The organism is Lachnoanaerobaculum umeaense (genome assembly GCF_003589745.1).
Lineage (GTDB): Bacteria > Bacillota > Clostridia > Lachnospirales > Lachnospiraceae > Lachnoanaerobaculum > Lachnoanaerobaculum umeaense.
In genome coordinates this window covers 634,411-651,796 of sequence record NZ_CP032364.1, presented here as the reverse complement: position 1 = coordinate 651,796, position 17,386 = coordinate 634,411, and the positions used below count along the sequence as shown (strand labels likewise).

Annotated in this window: 15 protein-coding genes; 3 read left to right on the top strand and 12 right to left on the bottom strand. The window is 37.3% G+C overall.

Going from position 1 to position 17,386, the window contains the following annotated elements:
* Positions 1-29: 29 nt before the first annotated feature.
* Genes D4A81_RS02800 through D4A81_RS02785 form a run of 3 tightly spaced genes read left to right on the top strand, consistent with a single transcriptional unit; the run spans position 30 to position 1,281 of the window.
* Positions 30-497, top strand: a complete 468-nt coding sequence (locus D4A81_RS02800; RefSeq protein WP_172621787.1) for a hypothetical protein — start codon at positions 30-32, stop codon at positions 495-497.
* Between the two features lie 18 nt (positions 498-515).
* Positions 516-920 carry a hypothetical protein gene (locus D4A81_RS02795; RefSeq protein ID WP_111525235.1) on the top strand — a complete coding sequence of 135 codons (405 nt, stop codon included), beginning with the start codon at positions 516-518 and terminating at the stop codon, positions 918-920.
* A gap of 40 nt (positions 921-960) precedes the next feature.
* A complete protein-coding gene (locus tag D4A81_RS02785) occupies positions 961-1,281 on the top strand; it encodes a MarR family transcriptional regulator (protein ID WP_242977692.1) in 321 nt (106 codons plus the stop codon).
* Positions 1,282-1,452: 171 nt separating this feature from the next.
* Here the strand turns inward: D4A81_RS02785 and leuS are convergent, their stop codons facing one another.
* From leuS to D4A81_RS02725, 12 genes are all read right to left on the bottom strand, one after another.
* Complete coding sequence (leuS, locus tag D4A81_RS02780; RefSeq protein ID WP_111525237.1) at positions 1,453-3,867, bottom strand: leucine--tRNA ligase; 2,415 nt, start codon at positions 3,865-3,867, stop codon at positions 1,453-1,455.
* 90 nt (positions 3,868-3,957) lie between these two features.
* Positions 3,958-5,346: a glycine--tRNA ligase gene (locus D4A81_RS02775; protein ID WP_111525238.1), complete on the bottom strand. Its 1,389-nt coding sequence runs from the start codon at positions 5,344-5,346 to the stop codon at positions 3,958-3,960.
* Positions 5,347-5,357: 11 nt separating this feature from the next.
* Positions 5,358-5,945, bottom strand: a complete 588-nt coding sequence (locus tag D4A81_RS02770) for an LptM family lipoprotein (RefSeq protein WP_111525239.1) — start codon at positions 5,943-5,945, stop codon at positions 5,358-5,360.
* 371 nt (positions 5,946-6,316) lie between these two features.
* Positions 6,317-6,742, bottom strand: a complete 426-nt coding sequence (gene sufU / locus D4A81_RS02765; protein WP_111525240.1) for a Fe-S cluster assembly sulfur transfer protein SufU — start codon at positions 6,740-6,742, stop codon at positions 6,317-6,319.
* Positions 6,735-7,952, bottom strand: a complete 1,218-nt coding sequence (locus D4A81_RS02760) for an aminotransferase class V-fold PLP-dependent enzyme (protein ID WP_111525241.1) — start codon at positions 7,950-7,952, stop codon at positions 6,735-6,737. The genes sufU and D4A81_RS02760 overlap by 8 nt, the downstream gene beginning before the upstream one ends.
* Entirely contained in the window at positions 7,945-9,000 is a 1,056-nt protein-coding gene (locus D4A81_RS02755) for a SufB/SufD family protein (RefSeq protein ID WP_111525242.1), read from the bottom strand. The genes D4A81_RS02760 and D4A81_RS02755 overlap by 8 nt, the downstream gene beginning before the upstream one ends.
* Positions 9,000-10,406, bottom strand: coding sequence for a Fe-S cluster assembly protein SufB (gene sufB / locus D4A81_RS02750; RefSeq protein ID WP_111525243.1), 1,407 nt, complete (start codon positions 10,404-10,406; stop codon positions 9,000-9,002). Before sufB ends, D4A81_RS02755 begins: the two co-directional genes overlap by 1 nt.
* Complete coding sequence (gene sufC / locus D4A81_RS02745; RefSeq protein WP_111525244.1) at positions 10,406-11,164, bottom strand: Fe-S cluster assembly ATPase SufC; 759 nt, start codon at positions 11,162-11,164, stop codon at positions 10,406-10,408. Before sufC ends, sufB begins: the two co-directional genes overlap by 1 nt.
* A gap of 164 nt (positions 11,165-11,328) precedes the next feature.
* Positions 11,329-12,663, bottom strand: coding sequence for an NADP-specific glutamate dehydrogenase (gene gdhA / locus D4A81_RS02740; RefSeq protein WP_111525245.1), 1,335 nt, complete (start codon positions 12,661-12,663; stop codon positions 11,329-11,331).
* Positions 12,664-12,835: 172 nt separating this feature from the next.
* The gene (recO, locus tag D4A81_RS02735) at positions 12,836-13,480 is read right to left on the bottom strand and encodes a DNA repair protein RecO (RefSeq protein WP_111525246.1); all 645 of its coding nucleotides are present in this window, start codon (positions 13,478-13,480) and stop codon (positions 12,836-12,838) included.
* Position 13,481: 1 nt separating this feature from the next.
* A complete protein-coding gene (era, locus tag D4A81_RS02730) occupies positions 13,482-14,378 on the bottom strand; it encodes a GTPase Era (RefSeq protein ID WP_111525247.1) in 897 nt (298 codons plus the stop codon).
* A gap of 11 nt (positions 14,379-14,389) precedes the next feature.
* The gene (locus D4A81_RS02725) at positions 14,390-17,362 is read right to left on the bottom strand and encodes an insulinase family protein (RefSeq protein ID WP_111525248.1); all 2,973 of its coding nucleotides are present in this window, start codon (positions 17,360-17,362) and stop codon (positions 14,390-14,392) included.
* Positions 17,363-17,386 lie beyond the last annotated feature (24 nt).

Sequence of the window (17,386 nt, the reverse complement as noted above, 5' to 3'; positions counted from 1 at the left end):
TCAACTAAGATGACAGAATGGAGATTATTATGGCGTTAATGGATTTATTTAAAAAGGCTTTTATGGGAGCAACCGACGAGGAAAATCGAAAAAACAAAGCCAGAATGAGAGAAATATTTAACAACAGTGTTGCAAACGGTGATGATTACAAGCTTATTTATTGCCATATGGAAAACTGTACCAATGCTGTTATTGTTAAGGTAACAAAGCACAGTAACTTTATTGTAGGATACAAGGAAGGCGAAGTTATAGTTATTCCTGTAAATGCCGAACTTACAGAATATGGAGATGCAATGGTATTTAATAAAGCAAATGAGAGCTTCACAAAAACATCTCTAGGTTTTTGTTTTGTAGGAAATCCTGAAGTTTCTTTACAATTTGTCCCTATGACATACGAACCCGGTATAACCGCCGGTGCAAGACACTCAGTTTCGATCACTCAATCATCTGCAGAAGTGTCCGAGTTCAAGAATTTCTTTAAAAAGGGATTACAATAATTTATAAATATGAGAATTATGAATAAAGAAGATATAATTACTGCACTAAAAGAAGCTGTGGTACCTGATGAAGAGTATTATATTGATAGTGAAATAATAAATGCAATGCTTAAATATTCTGATCCATTCGAATTTGTGGAACCCATCCTGGATATTATATCAGAAAACCCAAGTGTTGACTTCGGGTCACCCGGAGAATTGGTCCACTTTGTAGAAAAGTTTTACAAAAAAGGCTATGAAGAAGCCCTGATTGCTTCTGTAAGGAAAAGTCCTACATTTCATAATATATGGATGATTCATCGTTGCTACAATGATGCAAACAGCCCATTCCATAATGACTTTTTAACACTGATAAATGAGATTAAAGAAAACCCTTCTACATCTGCTGATATAAATAAGGCAATTGAAATGTTTAATTGGTAATTATTTTAAAAAACTTATATAAAAATCTTGGAATTGGTTTTTGCCAATTCCGGGATTTTTTGTTTTTATAATTGATTTTACTCATTTTAAAAATGTCGGTTTGAATGTCGGTTTGAATGTCGGTTTGAATGTCGGTTTGAATGTCGGTTTGAATGTCGGTTTGAACGTCGGTTTAAATATAACTGAAAAGAAAGTTATACAATTTTTAATGGAAAGCTCAAACTTAACATCAGCTGAACTTGCAGAAAAAATTAGTGTAACAAAGAGAACCATAGAAATGGCATTAAAATCCTTACAGGAAAAAAATATAATCGAAAGAATTGGATCAAAGCGTGATGGAAACTGGATTGTAATTAGATAAGTAGAAAGGGTGGGGTAAAAATCAACCCACCCCAACATTTGACAAGGAAACAGAAAAACTAGGATGGCTAAGTCCGGTGCAATACAGGCTTAGACTCTTGGCTGCACAAAAATAGCGTAGCAGCCACATAAACTGCTACGCTAAAAAAGTCTAAAAACAGCTTCTTTTGATTTATCCAACCACTATATTTATAATCTTCTTCGGAACATAAATTTCTTTTCTTATTGTTCCTTCAAGCTTTCCGGCTTCTGATAAAGCTTTCTTACCTGCCTCTATAGCATCTTCCTTGCTTACATTGGCATCAAGCTCAATAACAAGCTTGGTCTTTCCGTTTATCTGAACAGGAACCTCTATTGTATCCACTTCCTTATGGCTCTCATCAAATGTAGGCCACTCAGCATGGAATACCGAGCCTTCTCCACCAAGCTCCTCCCAAAGCTCCTCACCTATATGAGGTGCAAAAGGGGCAAGCAATATAGTAAATGCCTTTAAGGTTTCCTTATCCACACCGTTCTTTTTGCTAAGCTCATTAAGCTTATTATTGTACTCCATAAATCCTGCAATAACAGTGTTTAAGCTGAATGCATTAAATCTTTGCTCTATATCAGAGATAAGATTTGCACGAACTCTTAAGAGTTCTCTGTCAGCCTCTACATTCTTATCCTTATTGTCCATTACAAGCTTATAGAACTTATTTAAAAATCTTGATACACCCTCAATACCTCTATCATCCCAGTCGGCATCAAGCTCAGGCGGTCCTACAAAAAGCTCATACATTCTAAGAGCATCACAACCGTAGTCACGAACCAAGTCGTCAGGTGAAACTACATTTCCCTTACTCTTACTCATCTTCTGTCCATCACTACCGTTTATCATACCCTGATTGAAAAGCTTTGTGAAAGGCTCATCAAAGTCAACCACACCTATATCATTTAGGAACTTGGTGTAGAATCTTGAATAAAGAAGGTGGAGTACCGCATGCTCAACGCCACCGATATACATATCTACAGGAAGATATTTATCTGCCATCTCCTTGCTTACAAGCTCATTATCATTGTGAGGATCCACATATCTTAAGAAATACCAGCTTGAACCTGCCCACTGCGGCATAGTATTTGTCTCACGCTTTGCAGGTGCACCACATACAGGGCATGTCGTATTTACCCACTCATCAATAGCTGCAAGCGGTGACTCACCGGTTCCGGTAGGCTGATAGCTCTCTACCTCAGGCAGTCTTAAAGGAAGCTCTTTTTCAGGCACAGGAACATTTCCACAATGTGGACAATGAATTATCGGAATAGGCTCACCCCAGTAACGCTGCCTTGAGAACACCCAGTCACGAAGCTTATAGTTGGTAGTTTTCTTACCATAACCCTTTTCTTCAATCATCTGTGGTGCTTCAAGCTTTAACTTAGCACTCTCCATACCGTTCCAGTCACCTGAATTTATCATAGTTCCTACAGCATCTGTGTAGGCTTCTGTCATATTTCCAATTTCTTTACCGTCCTTTGCTATAACCTGAACTATCGGGAGATCAAACTTCTTTGCAAACTCAAAGTCTCTGTCATCATGTGCAGGTACACACATAATAGCACCTGTACCATAGTCAGCCAAAACATAGTCTGAAAGCCAGATAGGTGTCTTTGCTCCGTTTAAAGGATTGATTGCATAAGAACCTGTAAATACACCTGTCTTCTCTTTTGACTGCATTCTGTCTACATTTGACTTCATAGAACTGTCAAAGATATATTTCTCTACCACATCTCTTGTCTCATCTGTAGCCAGAGATTTTGCAAGCTCATGCTCAGGCGAAAGTACCATAAAGGTAGCACCGTAAAGAGTATCAGGTCTTGTAGTATAAACAACTATATTCTCATCTCTTCCGTCTACTTTGAAGTTTACCTCTGCACCATAACTCTTTCCGATCCAGTCCGACTGCATCTTTTTAACCTTCTCAGGCCAGTCCAGCTTGTCAAGATCATTAAGAAGTCTGTCTGCATATGCTGTTATCTTTAACATCCACTGACGAAGGTTCTTTTTTGTAACAGGTGTTCCACATCTCTCACATTTTCCGTCTACTACCTCTTCGTTTGCAAGTCCTGTCTTGCACGAAGGACACCAATTTATTGGAAATTCCTTCTCATATGCCAAACCTTTTTTGAACATCTGAACAAATATCCACTGTGTCCACTTATAAAAGTTAGGATCTGTAGTATTTACTTCTCTGTCCCAATCATAAAGTGCTGCGATTTCATTTATCTGTCTTTTAATATTGGCTACATTTTCCGCTGTGGATTTTGCAGGATGAACCCCCATCTTTATTGCATAGTTCTCTGCAGGAAGACCGAATGCATCCCAACCCATAGGATGGATCACATAATTACCCTTTAGCACCTGATATCTGCTCCATACATCAGATATTACATATCCTCTCCAGTGTCCTACATGAAGTCCTGAACCTGAAGGATATGGGAACATATCCAAGCAATAGTACTTTGGCTTTTTTCCATCATCAACATTTACAGGGTTTGCTTCCCAGTTTTTCTTCCATTTCTTCTCTATTGCACTATGATTATAATGTGCCATAATCTCTTCCTTTCGCTACCGGTTTAAAGTTGATTAGAGCTTCCCTCCACTAATGCGAAGTTAAAGCTCTACCAAAAAATAAGTTAAATTTTAAAATCTAAATTTGTCCTCAAAATAAGCCTTAAGCTCTGCTATCGGGATTCTTACCTGCTCCATACTGTCTCTATCTCTTACAGTTACAGCATTATCATTCTCAGAGTCAAAGTCATATGTAATACAGAATGGTGTACCTATTTCATCCTGTCTACGATATCTCTTACCGATATTTCCTCTGTCATCAAACTCTACATTGTAATACTTTGATAATTCTTCAGATATCTTAAGAGCACCCTCATTAAGCTTCTTTGAAAGCGGTAAAATACCGATCTTAACAGGAGCAAGTGCAGGATGGAAGTGAAGAACTGTTCTTGTATCACCGCCCTCAAGAGTCTCTTCATCATATGCCGCACAAAGGAATGCTAAAGTAACTCTGTCTGCACCAAGTGAAGGCTCTACTACATATGGAATGTATCTCTCACTTGTCTCATCATCAAAATATGTAAGATCCTGTCCTGAAACTTCCTGATGACGACCAAGATCATAATCTGTTCTGTCTGCGATTCCCCAAAGCTCACCCCAACCGAATGGGAAGAGGAATTCTATATCTGTTGTAGCATTTGAATAGAAACTAAGCTCCTCTTTGTCATGGTCTCTAAGTCTCATCTGCTCCTCTTTGATACCAAGAGCTATAAGCCAATCTCTACAGAAACCTCTCCAATACTCAAACCACTCAAGGTCTGTACCCGGCTTACAGAAGAACTCAAGCTCCATCTGCTCAAACTCTCTTGTTCTAAATGTGAAGTTACCCGGAGTGATCTCATTTCTGAATGACTTACCAATCTGTCCTATACCAAAAGGTACTTTCTTTCTTGAAGTTCTTTGTACATTCTTAAAGTTTACAAAAATACCCTGTGCTGTTTCGGGTCTTAAATAAACCACATTTTTAGCATCCTCTGTTACACCCTGGAAAGTCTTAAACATAAGATTGAACTGACGGATATCTGTAAAATTGTGCTTACCACAGGTTGGACAAGCTATCTCATGCTCATCAATGTACTTTTTCATCTCATCATTTGACCATGCATCCACGCTACCGTCTATAGAAACATTATTTTCCTGCATATAGTCCTCAATGATCTTGTCCGCTCTAAATCTCTCATGGCATTCCTTACAGTCCATAAGAGGATCTGAAAAGCTTCCCAAATGTCCTGATGCTATCCATGTCTGTGGATTCATCAAAATGGCACAGTCAACACCTACATTGTATGGTGACTCCTTTATAAACTTCTGCCACCAGGCAGCTTTAACATTATTCTTTAATTCAACACCCAAGTTACCATAGTCCCAGGTATTTGCAAGACCACCGTATATCTCTGAACCCGGATATACAAATCCTCTTGATTTTGCCAGTGCTATGATTTTTTCCATGCTATATTCCATGAATTTCTCCTTTATTTAAATATAATATAATTAAAGCCATCTACCTTGGCAGTATTACCGCTAAATTCCATATTGTTGGATACATAGGTGATTTTACCATCTACATATACTTTAGCCTTACCATCTATTATAGCAATATACTTACCATTAACTCCTTCAGGTATATTTACAGAATCCATACTTGATACATCAATATCACTTAGTTTATATACTGCTGCTGACTTCAAATCGAAGCTGTTATCCTGTGTAAACTTTCCAAATTCTTTCATACACTCAAAAGAACTGTATGAAAACATAAGTTTTGCGGTATTTCTTCTTATTCCGGCAAATTCCAGTTTTACCTGATTTTGGGCATTCAAGCTATTGAAATCCTCAATCTCTGTGTTTGCAAAATTCTCCAGATCCTCACTCTTTGCCTTTGTGTCTATTTCTTGTACCAAAGCCGACATTATTGTTCCGTCTTTAGACAGGAATATAGAACTTTCATCAGGATTATATGAATGTGATTTTATACCACAACCGGACAAAAGCAATAGCATCATTATTATCGCTATCAGATATCCCCTCTTCATGAGCACTCCTCTTCTGTATAAATTCATATGTCTCTTTTAAGACATAGTAACAACTGTACATGTGCCAAAACATATAAAATATCCACTTATTATTTATACTACGACACTGAAAACAAGTATGCCACAAATAAGTCTCATTTTCAAGGTAAGAGAGATTTTTTATTAACTATTATAGTAAAAAAATACATCAAATTTCAATATACCGGTAATTTAATACTTTATTTTTATAATAGAAAAAGATAGGATTATTTTAAAACCCTATCTTCTTAAAAATAGATAACTCTAATTATAGGTAACTGTCAGAGTGTCTCATAACGGTAGTTTAAAAGTGAATTTAGTTTTTGATTGTAAAACAAAAGCTCTCAAGTAGCTACCTAAACTGTAACGTATTTTATATTTTATTTCAACAACTCTTCCATTGTATGCCAGCCAAGTACTGCACATTTTACTCGTGCAGGCATATGTGAAATATCTCTGAGGGCTCCGGCCTCGTCAAGTTCCTCTATCTCTTCTTCAGTTGCTTCTCCCTTTATCATACGGAAGAACATATCTGAAAGTCTAATAGCCTCATCCTTTTCAAGACCTATTACCATATCAAGCATTATATCCGCTGAAGCCTGTGATATGGCACATCCGTCTCCTACGAAAGCACCGTCTTCTATGATGCCTTCATCATTTACTTTAAGCTTTAAAGTTATATGATCGCCACAGCTTGGATTGACACCGTCCAGTATAAGATTGGCACCTTCAAGATCATGTTTATGATAAGGTCTTAAATTATGCTCTGTCAGAATTTCATTATAAAAGGCTCTGTTCTCACTCATCGTATCCCATCTCCTTTCTTATCTCTAAAAGAGCAGCTGAGAGTGCATCTATCTCTTCCTTTGTGTTATAGAAAGAAAGACTTGCTCTTGTAGTTGAACTTATTTTTAAATGTTGTAAAAGCGGCTGTGCACAGTGATGTCCGGCTCTTACAGCAATACCCTTTGAATCAAGTATCGTTGATACATCATGCGGATGCACTCCCTCCAATATAAAGTTAATTATACCGCTATGCTTAGCAGGATCCTTTGAACCAAGTATTCTTATATACTTATTCTTTGAAAGAACTTCCATAGCATACTCACTAAGCTCTCTTTCGATACTCTCTATCTTCTCATATCCTATGCTCTCGATATAGTCGATAGCTGCCGCAAGTCCAACCGCACCTTCTGCATTTACCGTACCGGCTTCAAACTTGTGCGGTAATGGCGCAAATGTCGCTTTTTCTTTGGTAACATACTCTATCATCTCTCCACCACTAAGGAATGGAGGCATGCCATCAAGTAATGACTTCTTACCATAGAGTACACCTATACCCATAGGTCCACAAAGCTTATGCCCTGAAAATGCAAAGAAGTCTGCATTCAGTTCTCTTACATCTATTTTCTTATGAGGTATGCTCTGTGCACCGTCAACAACAACTACAGCTCCCACACTATGAGCTTTTTCAATGATATACTCTATAGGTGTAGGTATTCCAAGTACATTTGATATCTGTGTACAAGCTACCAACTTTGTATTTTCATTTATTTTAGAGTCTATCTCAGCCTTTGTAATCTCACCGTCTTTTTCACAATCAAGGAATACAAGCTTGGCTCCTGTAGCTCTTGCCACCATCTGCCATGGAAGCATATTTGAATGATGCTCAAGTATACTTACAACTATCTCATCACCGGCCTTTATATTGTTCAAACCATAACTGTATGCCACAAGGTTTAAACTCTCTGATGCATTTCTTGTAAAGATTATCTCTTCACTTCCTGCTGCACCTATAAACTTTGCTACTTTGCTTCTGGCATTCTCATAGTCCTGCGTAGCTTCAACACTGAGCTTATATACTCCTCTTAAAGGATTGGCGTTATGATGCTTGTAAAAATTATTCATAGCATCCAACACTATCTGCGGTCTTTGTGATGTAGCCGCATTGTCCATATATATAACATCATCGGATGCTAAAAGCGGAAAATCGTTTCTATATATACTCTTACTCATCTTCACTTCCTCCAAGATAAAGATTTATCTTTTCTTCAAGTTTAGTATTTTCAAGCTTCTTACTGATAGCATCTATCCTGGCTCTTGCCACCATCTTTGTAACACTTTCCTTGTCCATACCTCTTGAAGTAAGGTAGAAAAGCATTCCCTCATCAAGGTTTCCTATAGAAGCACCATGGGTACCAACTACATCTTCCTCAGCACAGAGTATTACAGGTATACTCTGGTTGTGGATATTCTTTCCAAGCAAAAGTACATCCTCTGACTCTTCTCCGGTTGCATCCTTTGCGCCTCTCTTAAAGTCAATAGTTCCTCTTAGAAGCTTCTTTGAATTGTCATTAAGTACTCCTGAGGTTATCATTTTGCAATTACTTGACTTTCCTATATGGTCTGCCACATAGTTAAGATCTATCTGATCTTCGGCCTTACCATAGTAGCCAAGATCTGATATGAACTCACTTCTTTTACCTGTAAGACTTGCTCTGGCACCTGCAAATATCTTCTCACCTCCCAGTAAGAGCTGTACAAGCTCAAATGAAGCATCTTTTTCAACCTTTGCGCCTATATCATTGAGTGAAATATCACTGTCTGACTGAAGTCCTACTTGGTACAATTTTACCTTTGCATCTTTACCTACAAAAACAAATGTCTGTACTGCCAAAGCACCGGTATTCTCCTCATTTGAAGAGTAATCCATCCATACATTGGCTTCACTGCCTTCTGCCGCATAGATATAAACTCTTACCTTTGACAGGCTTTCCTTATCTCTACATATATTTATATGACAGTTTGACTTTTCACCTGCAAGAGTATTTATAATAATATCTTCACTTTCAGAGTCACAAAGCTCTGTCATATTTTCTCCCATTCCTGTAGGGATGGCTTTCATAGCTTCGATAATGTCTTTTGAAAGTTCAATATTTGCATTTTCACTTAAAACTTTTATATTTGCACTGCCTGTTTCACTTGGTATTGAAATAGCAGTCTCATTCATCTTTAGCCATCTCCAGGTAAGAACCGGTATTCTGTTTAAAGTAATATCTCTCATTAACCAATACTTCCTTTCATCTCTAATTGAATGAGATTGTTCATCTCTACCGCATACTCAAGCGGCAATTCCTTAGATACATTATCAGCAAATCCACTTACGATCATTGCCTTTGCATCCTCTTCACTGATACCTCTGTTCATCAGATAGAATACGGCATCATCACTGATTCTACCGATTCTTGCCTCATGACCTACATCGGCATCTGCACATCTGATATCCATAGCAGGCACTGTATCTGAGCGTGATATATCATCAAGCATCAAAGATTCACATGATACTGCTGACTTTGAATTCTTTGCCTTTTCAGACACCACTACAGCATTTCTGAATGTAGATATACCGCCACCCTTTGAAATTGACTTTGTATTAATAAATGAAGATGTATCAGGTGCCGCATGTACTACCTTTGAACCTGTATCAAGATTTTGTCCTGCACCTGCGAATGTAATTCCTGTGAACTCCATTCTTGCACCCCTGCCCTTTAAAATACTCATAGGATAAAGATATGATACATGTGAACCGAATGAACCTGAAACCCATTCAATTCTTCCACCCTCTTCCACAACAGCTCTCTTTGTGTTGAGATTGTACATATTCTTTGACCAGTTCTCAATAGTTGAATATCTGAGTCTTGCATTCTTTCCTACATACAACTCCACACATCCTGCGTGAAGATTGGCTACATTATACTTAGGTGCTGAACATCCTTCGATAAAGTGAAGATCCGCACCCTCATCTACGATAATAAGTGTATGCTCAAACTGTCCTGCACCCTTTGCATTAAGTCTGAAATATGACTGCAAAGGAATATCCAAATGAACACCCTTTGGCACATATACAAATGAACCACCTGACCACACTGCACCATGTAATGCCGCAAACTTGTGATCATTTGGCTTTACAAGCTTCATAAAATGCTTTTGTATCATCTCAGCATACTCACCATGCATTGCACTCTCAAGATCTGTATATACAACACCCATCTGTGACACTTCATCTCTTACATTGTGGTATACAAGCTCTGAGTCATACTGTGCACCTACACCTGCCAAAGATTTTCTCTCAGCCTGTGGAATACCGAGCTTCTCAAATGTATCCTTGATATCCTCAGGAACCTCTGACCACTTTGCCTTCATATGTGTATTAGGTCTTACATAAGTAACAATATTGTCAATATCCAGATCATCTATAGATGGTCCCCATGGCGGAACTTCCATCTGATTATATATTTGTAATGCCTGCAATCTAAAATTCTGCATCCATGCAGGATCGTTCTTTTCTTTTGAAATCTGAGACACTAACTCAGGTGTAAGACCTGCAGCTATCTTGAAGTTGTCCTTATCTTCATTTCTGAAGTCATACATACTCCTGTTAATGTCATCTACATATGTCTTTTCTTTCATTATCTGCTCTCCTGAATATACTTTTCAAATCCATGCTCATTGATTTCATCTACCAAAGAAGCATCTCCTGTCTTTATGATCTTTCCATCTACCATAATATGTGTATAGTCAACCTTTAATGACTCAAGTATTCTTGTACTATGAGTAATTATAAGAAGAGCACCATCTTTTTTCTTCTGGTATTCCTTGATACCGGCTGAAACTGTTCTTACAGCATCTACATCAAGTCCTGAATCTGTCTCATCAAGTATTGCAAGCTTTGGTGAAAGCATAAGAAGCTGTAATATCTCAGCCTTTTTCTTCTCGCCACCTGAAAATCCTACATTCAAGGCTCTGTTGGCATACTCGCTGTCCATGTTTAAAACTTCCATGTTCTTTGCCAAATCTTTCTTAAACTGCATCATCTTTACTCTCTTGCCGCTTATAGATTCTACAGCATTTCTAATAAAGCTGCTAAGTGGAAGTCCCGGTACCTCCAGAGGATTTTGGAATGATAGGAACATTCCTGCCTTTGCACGCTTGTCCGCTGAGTCCTCACTTATGTTTTTACCATCAAAAATTATTTCTCCGCTATTTGTAACATATCTGGGATTACCCATAAGAGCATATCCCAGTGTTGACTTACCTGCACCATTTGGTCCCATAAGTACATGTGTTTCGCCTTTATTTATCTCTATATTTACTCCATGAAGAATTTCCTTTAAATTCTCATCATCTTCTATGGAAACTGTTAAATTATTTACATTTAATAATGACATTGATTTTTCCTTTCACCTATCCCTTGAGCTTTGGGGTAATAATAATAGAAAACTAGTATTCTATTAATTTTATAATTGGATTTTAAGGCTTAATTCCTAGTAAGTCAATAGGATATAAAAAAAAGCCCTCAAAAAAGGGCTTTTAAATGCTTATGTATTTAATTTTATACAATTCCCTGTGAAATCATTGCGTTTGCAACCTTCTCAAATCCGGCAATATTAGCACCTGCTACATAGTTGCCTTCCTGACCGTATCTCTTAGCCGCATCGTCAACCTTTGTAAAGATATCATTCATAATGCCTTTAAGCTTCTCATCAACTTCCTCAAATGTCCATGAAAGTCTCATGGCGTTCTGACTCTGTTCAAGACCTGAAACAGATACTCCACCTGCATTTGAAGCCTTACCCGGCATGAATAGTACTCCATTCTCCTGAAGATACTTTGTTGCCTCAAGAGTTGTAGGCATGTTTGCACCCTCTGCTACCGCAAAGCAACCGTTAGCCACAAGTGCTTTTACACCGTCAAGATCAAGTTCATTTTGAGTAGCACATGGAAGGTAGATATCACATTTAATATTCCAGATACCCTTACCTTGTGTATACTTAGCAGAAGATACTCTGTTTGCATACTCTGAAATTCTCTGTCTCTTTACTTCCTTGATATCCTTTACAATATCAAGCTGGATACCGTTCTCATCATATACATAACCGTTTGAGTCACAAAGTGCAACTACCTTTGCACCAAGCTGCTGTGCCTTCTCTATAGCATAAATTGCAACATTTCCTGAACCTGTAACGATCACTGTCTTACCTGCAAGTTCCTTGTTATTTGCCTTAAGCATATCATCAAGAATATATACAAGACCATAGCCTGTAGCCTCTTTTCTTGCAAGAGAACCACCAAACGGAATCCCCTTTCCTGTAAGAACACCCTCAAATAATGTTGTAAGCCTCTTATACTGGCCGAAAAGATATCCAACCTCTCTTGCTCCTACACCGATATCACCTGCAGGTACATCTGTGTCTTTTCCGATATGCTTATAAAGTTCATTCATAAAGCTCTGGCAGAATGCCATTACTTCTCTGTCTGATTTTCCCTTAGGATCAAAGTTTGAACCACCTTTTCCTCCACCCATTGGAAGTCCTGTAAGTGAGTTTTTAAGTACCTGCTCAAATCCAAGGAATTTTAGTATTGACTGGTTTACGCTAGGATGGAAACGAAGCCCTCCCTTGTAAGCACCTATTGCATTATTAAACTGTACACGATATCCCTTGTTTACCTGTACATTTCCATTGTCATCAACCCATGGAACTCTGAACGAAATAATTCTCTCAGGCTCTACAAGTCTCTCCAATATACCGTTCTTTCTGTAAAGTTCTTCATTGGCATCAACTACTAGCTTCAATGACTCTAAAACTTCCTTAACAGCCTGATGAAACTCCGGCTCATTTGGGTTTGCAGCTACAACCTTCTCTAAAATCTCTTCTACATATGACATAAATCTTACCTCCTAGGCTTTGTTTGTACTTTGAATACTCAAAATACTCCTTATAGTTCAACTCTTAAATAATCGGTTGAATCAAATATATAAAAAGGCAAAGACTCCCTATATAGGCGTCTTTGCCGAACATAAATGATTTTAGCAGAAATTTTTCATATGTCAATAGCTATTATAAAATATCCTCTAATATATCCAGTGAATTAAAACGTTTATCTATATATTTTTTCATCATAACATCCAGAGTTTCTTCTATCTCAATTAAAGCTTCTTCAGTTATCACAAAGGTAAAAAGCTTTTCAGGTCTTGAACATATGATATATTCCCAAGTATATATGGCAGTCTTATCCTTAAGTTTTGGTCTTTCGTCATAATCACTATTTAATGCCATCAGTTTAAGCTCATATATCCTTCTTACTAAGCGATTCGGTATGGATTTTTTGGTAAGAGCAAGCAAAGTATAATAGATAAGCTTCAAACTCTCTATATCTACCAATGACTCTCTGGTATAATAGTCAAGCATCTCCAGGAAGTATGTACCATAGCAGGTCATCTCTATATCTGCACTTATCTCTTCAAAATAATTGGCTATATCAGCATTTATTATATTATAGGAATCTCTCCCCTCATATAGCCTGAATTTGCCATAGGCGAACATTCTTGCAAAACCCATCATTTGATTGTTTATTCTTCTGGCTCCCCTGGCAAAGGCAAATATCTTACCCCTTTCCTTTGTAAATATAGTAACTCTCCTGTCAAAATCACCGATTGGCATTGATTTTATAACAATGCCCGTCAATTCTATAAAATCTTTCACATTATAAATCCTTTGGATTGTAACCGAAATTCTTCATCTGTACGTCAGAATCTCTCCACTTAGGTCTAACCTTTACCCAAAGCTTCAAATTAACTCTACTTTCAAGTAGACCTTCTATATCTTTTCTCGCCGCAGTACCTATTCTCTTTAGCATACTGCCACCCTTTCCTATAACGATTCCCTTATGTGAGTCCTTCTCACATACTATAGCTGCCTCAATATCCACCATATCTCCGGTTTCTCTGTAGTTGAAGGTATCTATTTCCACCGCTATACCATGTGGTATTTCTTCCTGCAAAAATCTAAGTGCTTTTTCTCTTATAAGCTCCGCTGCTATTTGCTTTATAGGCTGGTCTGTAACTGTATCCTCATCATAATACATAGGACCTTCTGAAAGATATTTAAAGATAATCTCAAGAAGCTTATCTGTATTCATCCCTTTCAATGCAGATACCGGTACTACCTCAGCAAATTGCATTCTGGATGAATACTTTGCTATTACCTCAAGCATATCTTCCTTTTGCTTTAGTGAATCCATCTTGTTGATAGCAAGTATTACCGGTATATTTACACTTGAGAGAATTTCAAATATATGCTCATCTCCCTCACCTATAAATGTACTTGGTTCTACAAGCCATAGTACCATATCTACATCTCTTAGAGTTCTTGTAGATACCTTTACCATATACTCTCCTAGCTTATTCTTCGCCTTATGTATACCCGGAGTATCAAGGAAAACTATCTGACCTCTCTTATCTGTAAATACAGTCTGTATTCTGTTTCGTGTGGTCTGTGGCTTATTTGATGTTATAGCTATCTTTTGACCTATCAGCGTATTCATCAATGTTGATTTTCCTACATTCGGTCTCCCTATAAGGGCAACAAAACCTGATTTCATATATTCTCCTATCAATCCTTATAAAGATGCTTCACTTCTTTGAATAGATCCTTATCCTTTTCTATCAAGTCCTCATTTCCAATAGCACAGATAAGCTTATCTGAAAGTATGGATTCAATCAGTGGTACCAAAGCTCTAATATCTTCATCACTTGTGTTTAAAACCTCTTCTCTTTCCTTTTCCAGATCTTCAAGCCTTACCTTTGAGTAGTATGCAATTAAGCCCTTTAATCCTTCTCTTGAAGGTGTCAAAGGTGTGTCCATCTCACTGATCGCACCTATCACAGACTTGGTCATCTCTCTGTCATTTGCCGTAAAGTTCTTCACATAGTCCACTACGCCCTCATATACCTTATTTGTATTTGAAACATTAGGGTCTCTGAATGAAATAAAACCTGAGTTTCCGCTTCTTCCAAAGATTGCACTGCATCCGTATGCGCCGCCCTTTACTCTGATATTGTTCCACAGATAGTCATAACTTAAAAGCACCTTCAGTACTCTTAAAACTCCTGTATATTTAAATCCGTGATTTACAAAGTTTCCAAATCTTGCAACATAGTTTACCATTGAAGGTGTTACAAATCCCTCATTTTTGATTTCTGTTTTTAATATTGCCTTTTCAGGCTTTGTGCCTTCTTTGAAAAGACTGTCTGTAAGACTTTCTATTCCGTTAAATGCATTCTTATATCCCTTTTCATCACATATGGTATGTATCAAAAGATTATCAGCACTAAAAGTAATTCTTGAAAGTCTTGTCAAATTTCCATAAACTCTTTCAAAATCTTTTTCAATATCTATATTCTCAAGGAAGTTAAGATAAGCAATACCTTTTGTCAAATCGTTAAATAAAAGTTCCTTTGATATATAAGAGCCTGCTCTGGTAAGTGCAGTCATATGACCTGATGCAACAAGTCTATCTTTACCTGCCTTCACCTCAGCTATTATATCTTTTACTCTCTTCTTATCCTCAAGCTTTGACATTGTGAGTACTTCTGCTACATTAGAATAGAGCCAAGATTCTTTTCCATACAAAATTTTAGCATTTACACTAAATACAAAAGTAAAGTCTATTGGGTTGGCATTAGTAGCAAATGCCTCTATAACATATCCAACTCCTCCTGAATTTAAATTTACATTCGTAGACAGTGCCGCATAGCTTTGCTTATTTGTGTCAATATATCCCAATATTTCCTTTAAAAGTGCCAAATACATAAGCTCTTCTTCATTTGCAAAATCAATATTGAAGATGAACTTCAGATAATTGATTCCTGATGTAAATACTTTGGAATGAATTACAGGTATATCTTTTCCCGAAGCCTTTACACTTTTTTCTTCATACTCAGGCATCTTTACTTCTCTGCTTATATCATCTCTGCTTAGTAGCGGAATCTTTAATAATGCTTCTTCACTTGAAGGCTCTGACTGATACTTCTTAAGTTCCAAAGTATCCTCATATATCTTCTTTATTTCTTCTTTTGACAATGTATCTTTAAATGCTTTCAGCTTTGCCTTAAGATCCGCATCCTTCTTTGTAGTAAGTCCCTTCTTAGGTGTCATAGTAACTATCGCAGTATTCTTGTTGTCAAGAAGATACTTCTGTATTAGATTTTCAAAATAATTATTATCAACTTCTTCTCTCAAAGTCTTAAAAATATTTTCAAATCTTAAATGTATTGTAGGGTCTGCATCATAAAGCCAAGAATCGAAACTTGAAAGTCCATACATAAGTCCCTTTGGATATGAACCATAGTCAGCTTCTCTTGCCTTGAACTCAAACACATTGATGGCAGCCTTTATAGTTTCCTTATCAAGTCCTTCATCTGCATGTTTCCTCAGAGTTCCCTCTATAATGGCCAAAAACTCAGGCTTTCTATCAAGATTTGTATTCTTTGCAGTTACAGTGAAATAAGGTACCGATATTCCATTTGCATACCCTCCAAATACATCCTCACCGATACCCGCATCTATCAGTGCATCTGTAATATATGCTCCCGGTGCATCTATCATTATGTACTCAAGTACATGAAATCCCATAGAAACAACCGGATCCAGCTCTCCGCCTACCAGAGTATTCCATGAAAGATACGTCGCATTTTCCTCACCCTGAGCCTCTGTAATAGGATATTCAAAGTTTGCCTCTTTTACACTGTCAAATGTCTTTACTTCCTCTATCTTTGAGTCTACTTCTCTATATTCAAACTTATCAAGATACTCTCTGTCTATCCACTCGAGTTTCTTTGCCATATCCATATCTCCATAGAGATAAATATATGAGTTTGACGGGTGGTAGTACTTTGAGTGCATATCAAGGAAATTCTCATATGTCAAAGTAGGAATAAAGTCAGGATCTCCACCTGATTCCTCACCATAGGAATGGCCCTCAAATAATACCTTTGTTATAGATCTTTCCAGCACACTGTCCGCAGATGAAAAAGCACCCTTCATCTCATTGTATACTACACCATTGAGTATAATATCACCGTTTTCATCAGGATTTCCCTTATCATCCACTACTTCATAATGCCAGCCCTCCTGCTTAAATATCTTCTCCTCATTGTATACATTAGGATAAAATACCGCATCCAGGTAAACTTCCATCAAATTATCAAAATCCTTGTCATTACATGATGCAACCGGGTAAACAGTCTTATCAGGATATGTAATTGCATTTAAAAATGTGTTGAGAGAACCCTTTACAAGCTCTACAAAAGGATCCTTTGCAGGGAACTTCTTAGAACCACAAAGTACCGAATGCTCCAAAATATGTGCAACTCCTGTTGAATCCTTTGAAGGTGTTCTAAATCCGATAGTAAATACCTTATTATTATCCTCTGCAAGCAATGTAAATATTCTTGCCTTAGTCTTTTTATGTTCAAGAACAACAGCTTTTACACTGAGTTCTTCTATATCTGATATATCTTTTATCTCATATGTAGATAAGTCTTTTATACGATTTAATTGTTCCTCAATATTATAATTTTTCAATATCCTGCCTCCTTAATAAAAATA

Excerpts from the sequence above, each read along its gene's own strand:
- D4A81_RS02775 (WP_111525238.1), bottom strand. The coding sequence starts at position 5,346 with ATGGAATATAGCATGGAAAAAATCATAGCACTGGCAAAATCAAGAGGA.
- D4A81_RS02760 (WP_111525241.1), bottom strand. The coding sequence starts at position 7,952 with ATGAGTAAGAGTATATATAGAAACGATTTTCCGCTTTTAGCATCCGAT.
- sufU (WP_111525240.1), bottom strand. The coding sequence starts at position 6,742 with ATGAGTGAGAACAGAGCCTTTTATAATGAAATTCTGACAGAGCATAAT.
- gdhA (WP_111525245.1), bottom strand. The coding sequence starts at position 12,663 with ATGTCATATGTAGAAGAGATTTTAGAGAAGGTTGTAGCTGCAAACCCA.
- leuS (WP_111525237.1), bottom strand. The coding sequence starts at position 3,867 with ATGGCACATTATAATCATAGTGCAATAGAGAAGAAATGGAAGAAAAAC.
- D4A81_RS02800 (WP_172621787.1), top strand. The coding sequence starts at position 30 with ATGGCGTTAATGGATTTATTTAAAAAGGCTTTTATGGGAGCAACCGAC.
- sufC (WP_111525244.1), bottom strand. The coding sequence starts at position 11,164 with ATGTCATTATTAAATGTAAATAATTTAACAGTTTCCATAGAAGATGAT.
- D4A81_RS02795 (WP_111525235.1), top strand. The coding sequence starts at position 516 with ATGAATAAAGAAGATATAATTACTGCACTAAAAGAAGCTGTGGTACCT.
- D4A81_RS02770 (WP_111525239.1), bottom strand. The coding sequence starts at position 5,945 with ATGAATTTATACAGAAGAGGAGTGCTCATGAAGAGGGGATATCTGATA.
- era (WP_111525247.1), bottom strand. The coding sequence starts at position 14,378 with ATGAAATCAGGTTTTGTTGCCCTTATAGGGAGACCGAATGTAGGAAAA.
- D4A81_RS02755 (WP_111525242.1), bottom strand. The coding sequence starts at position 9,000 with ATGAGAGATATTACTTTAAACAGAATACCGGTTCTTACCTGGAGATGG.
- sufB (WP_111525243.1), bottom strand. The coding sequence starts at position 10,406 with ATGAAAGAAAAGACATATGTAGATGACATTAACAGGAGTATGTATGAC.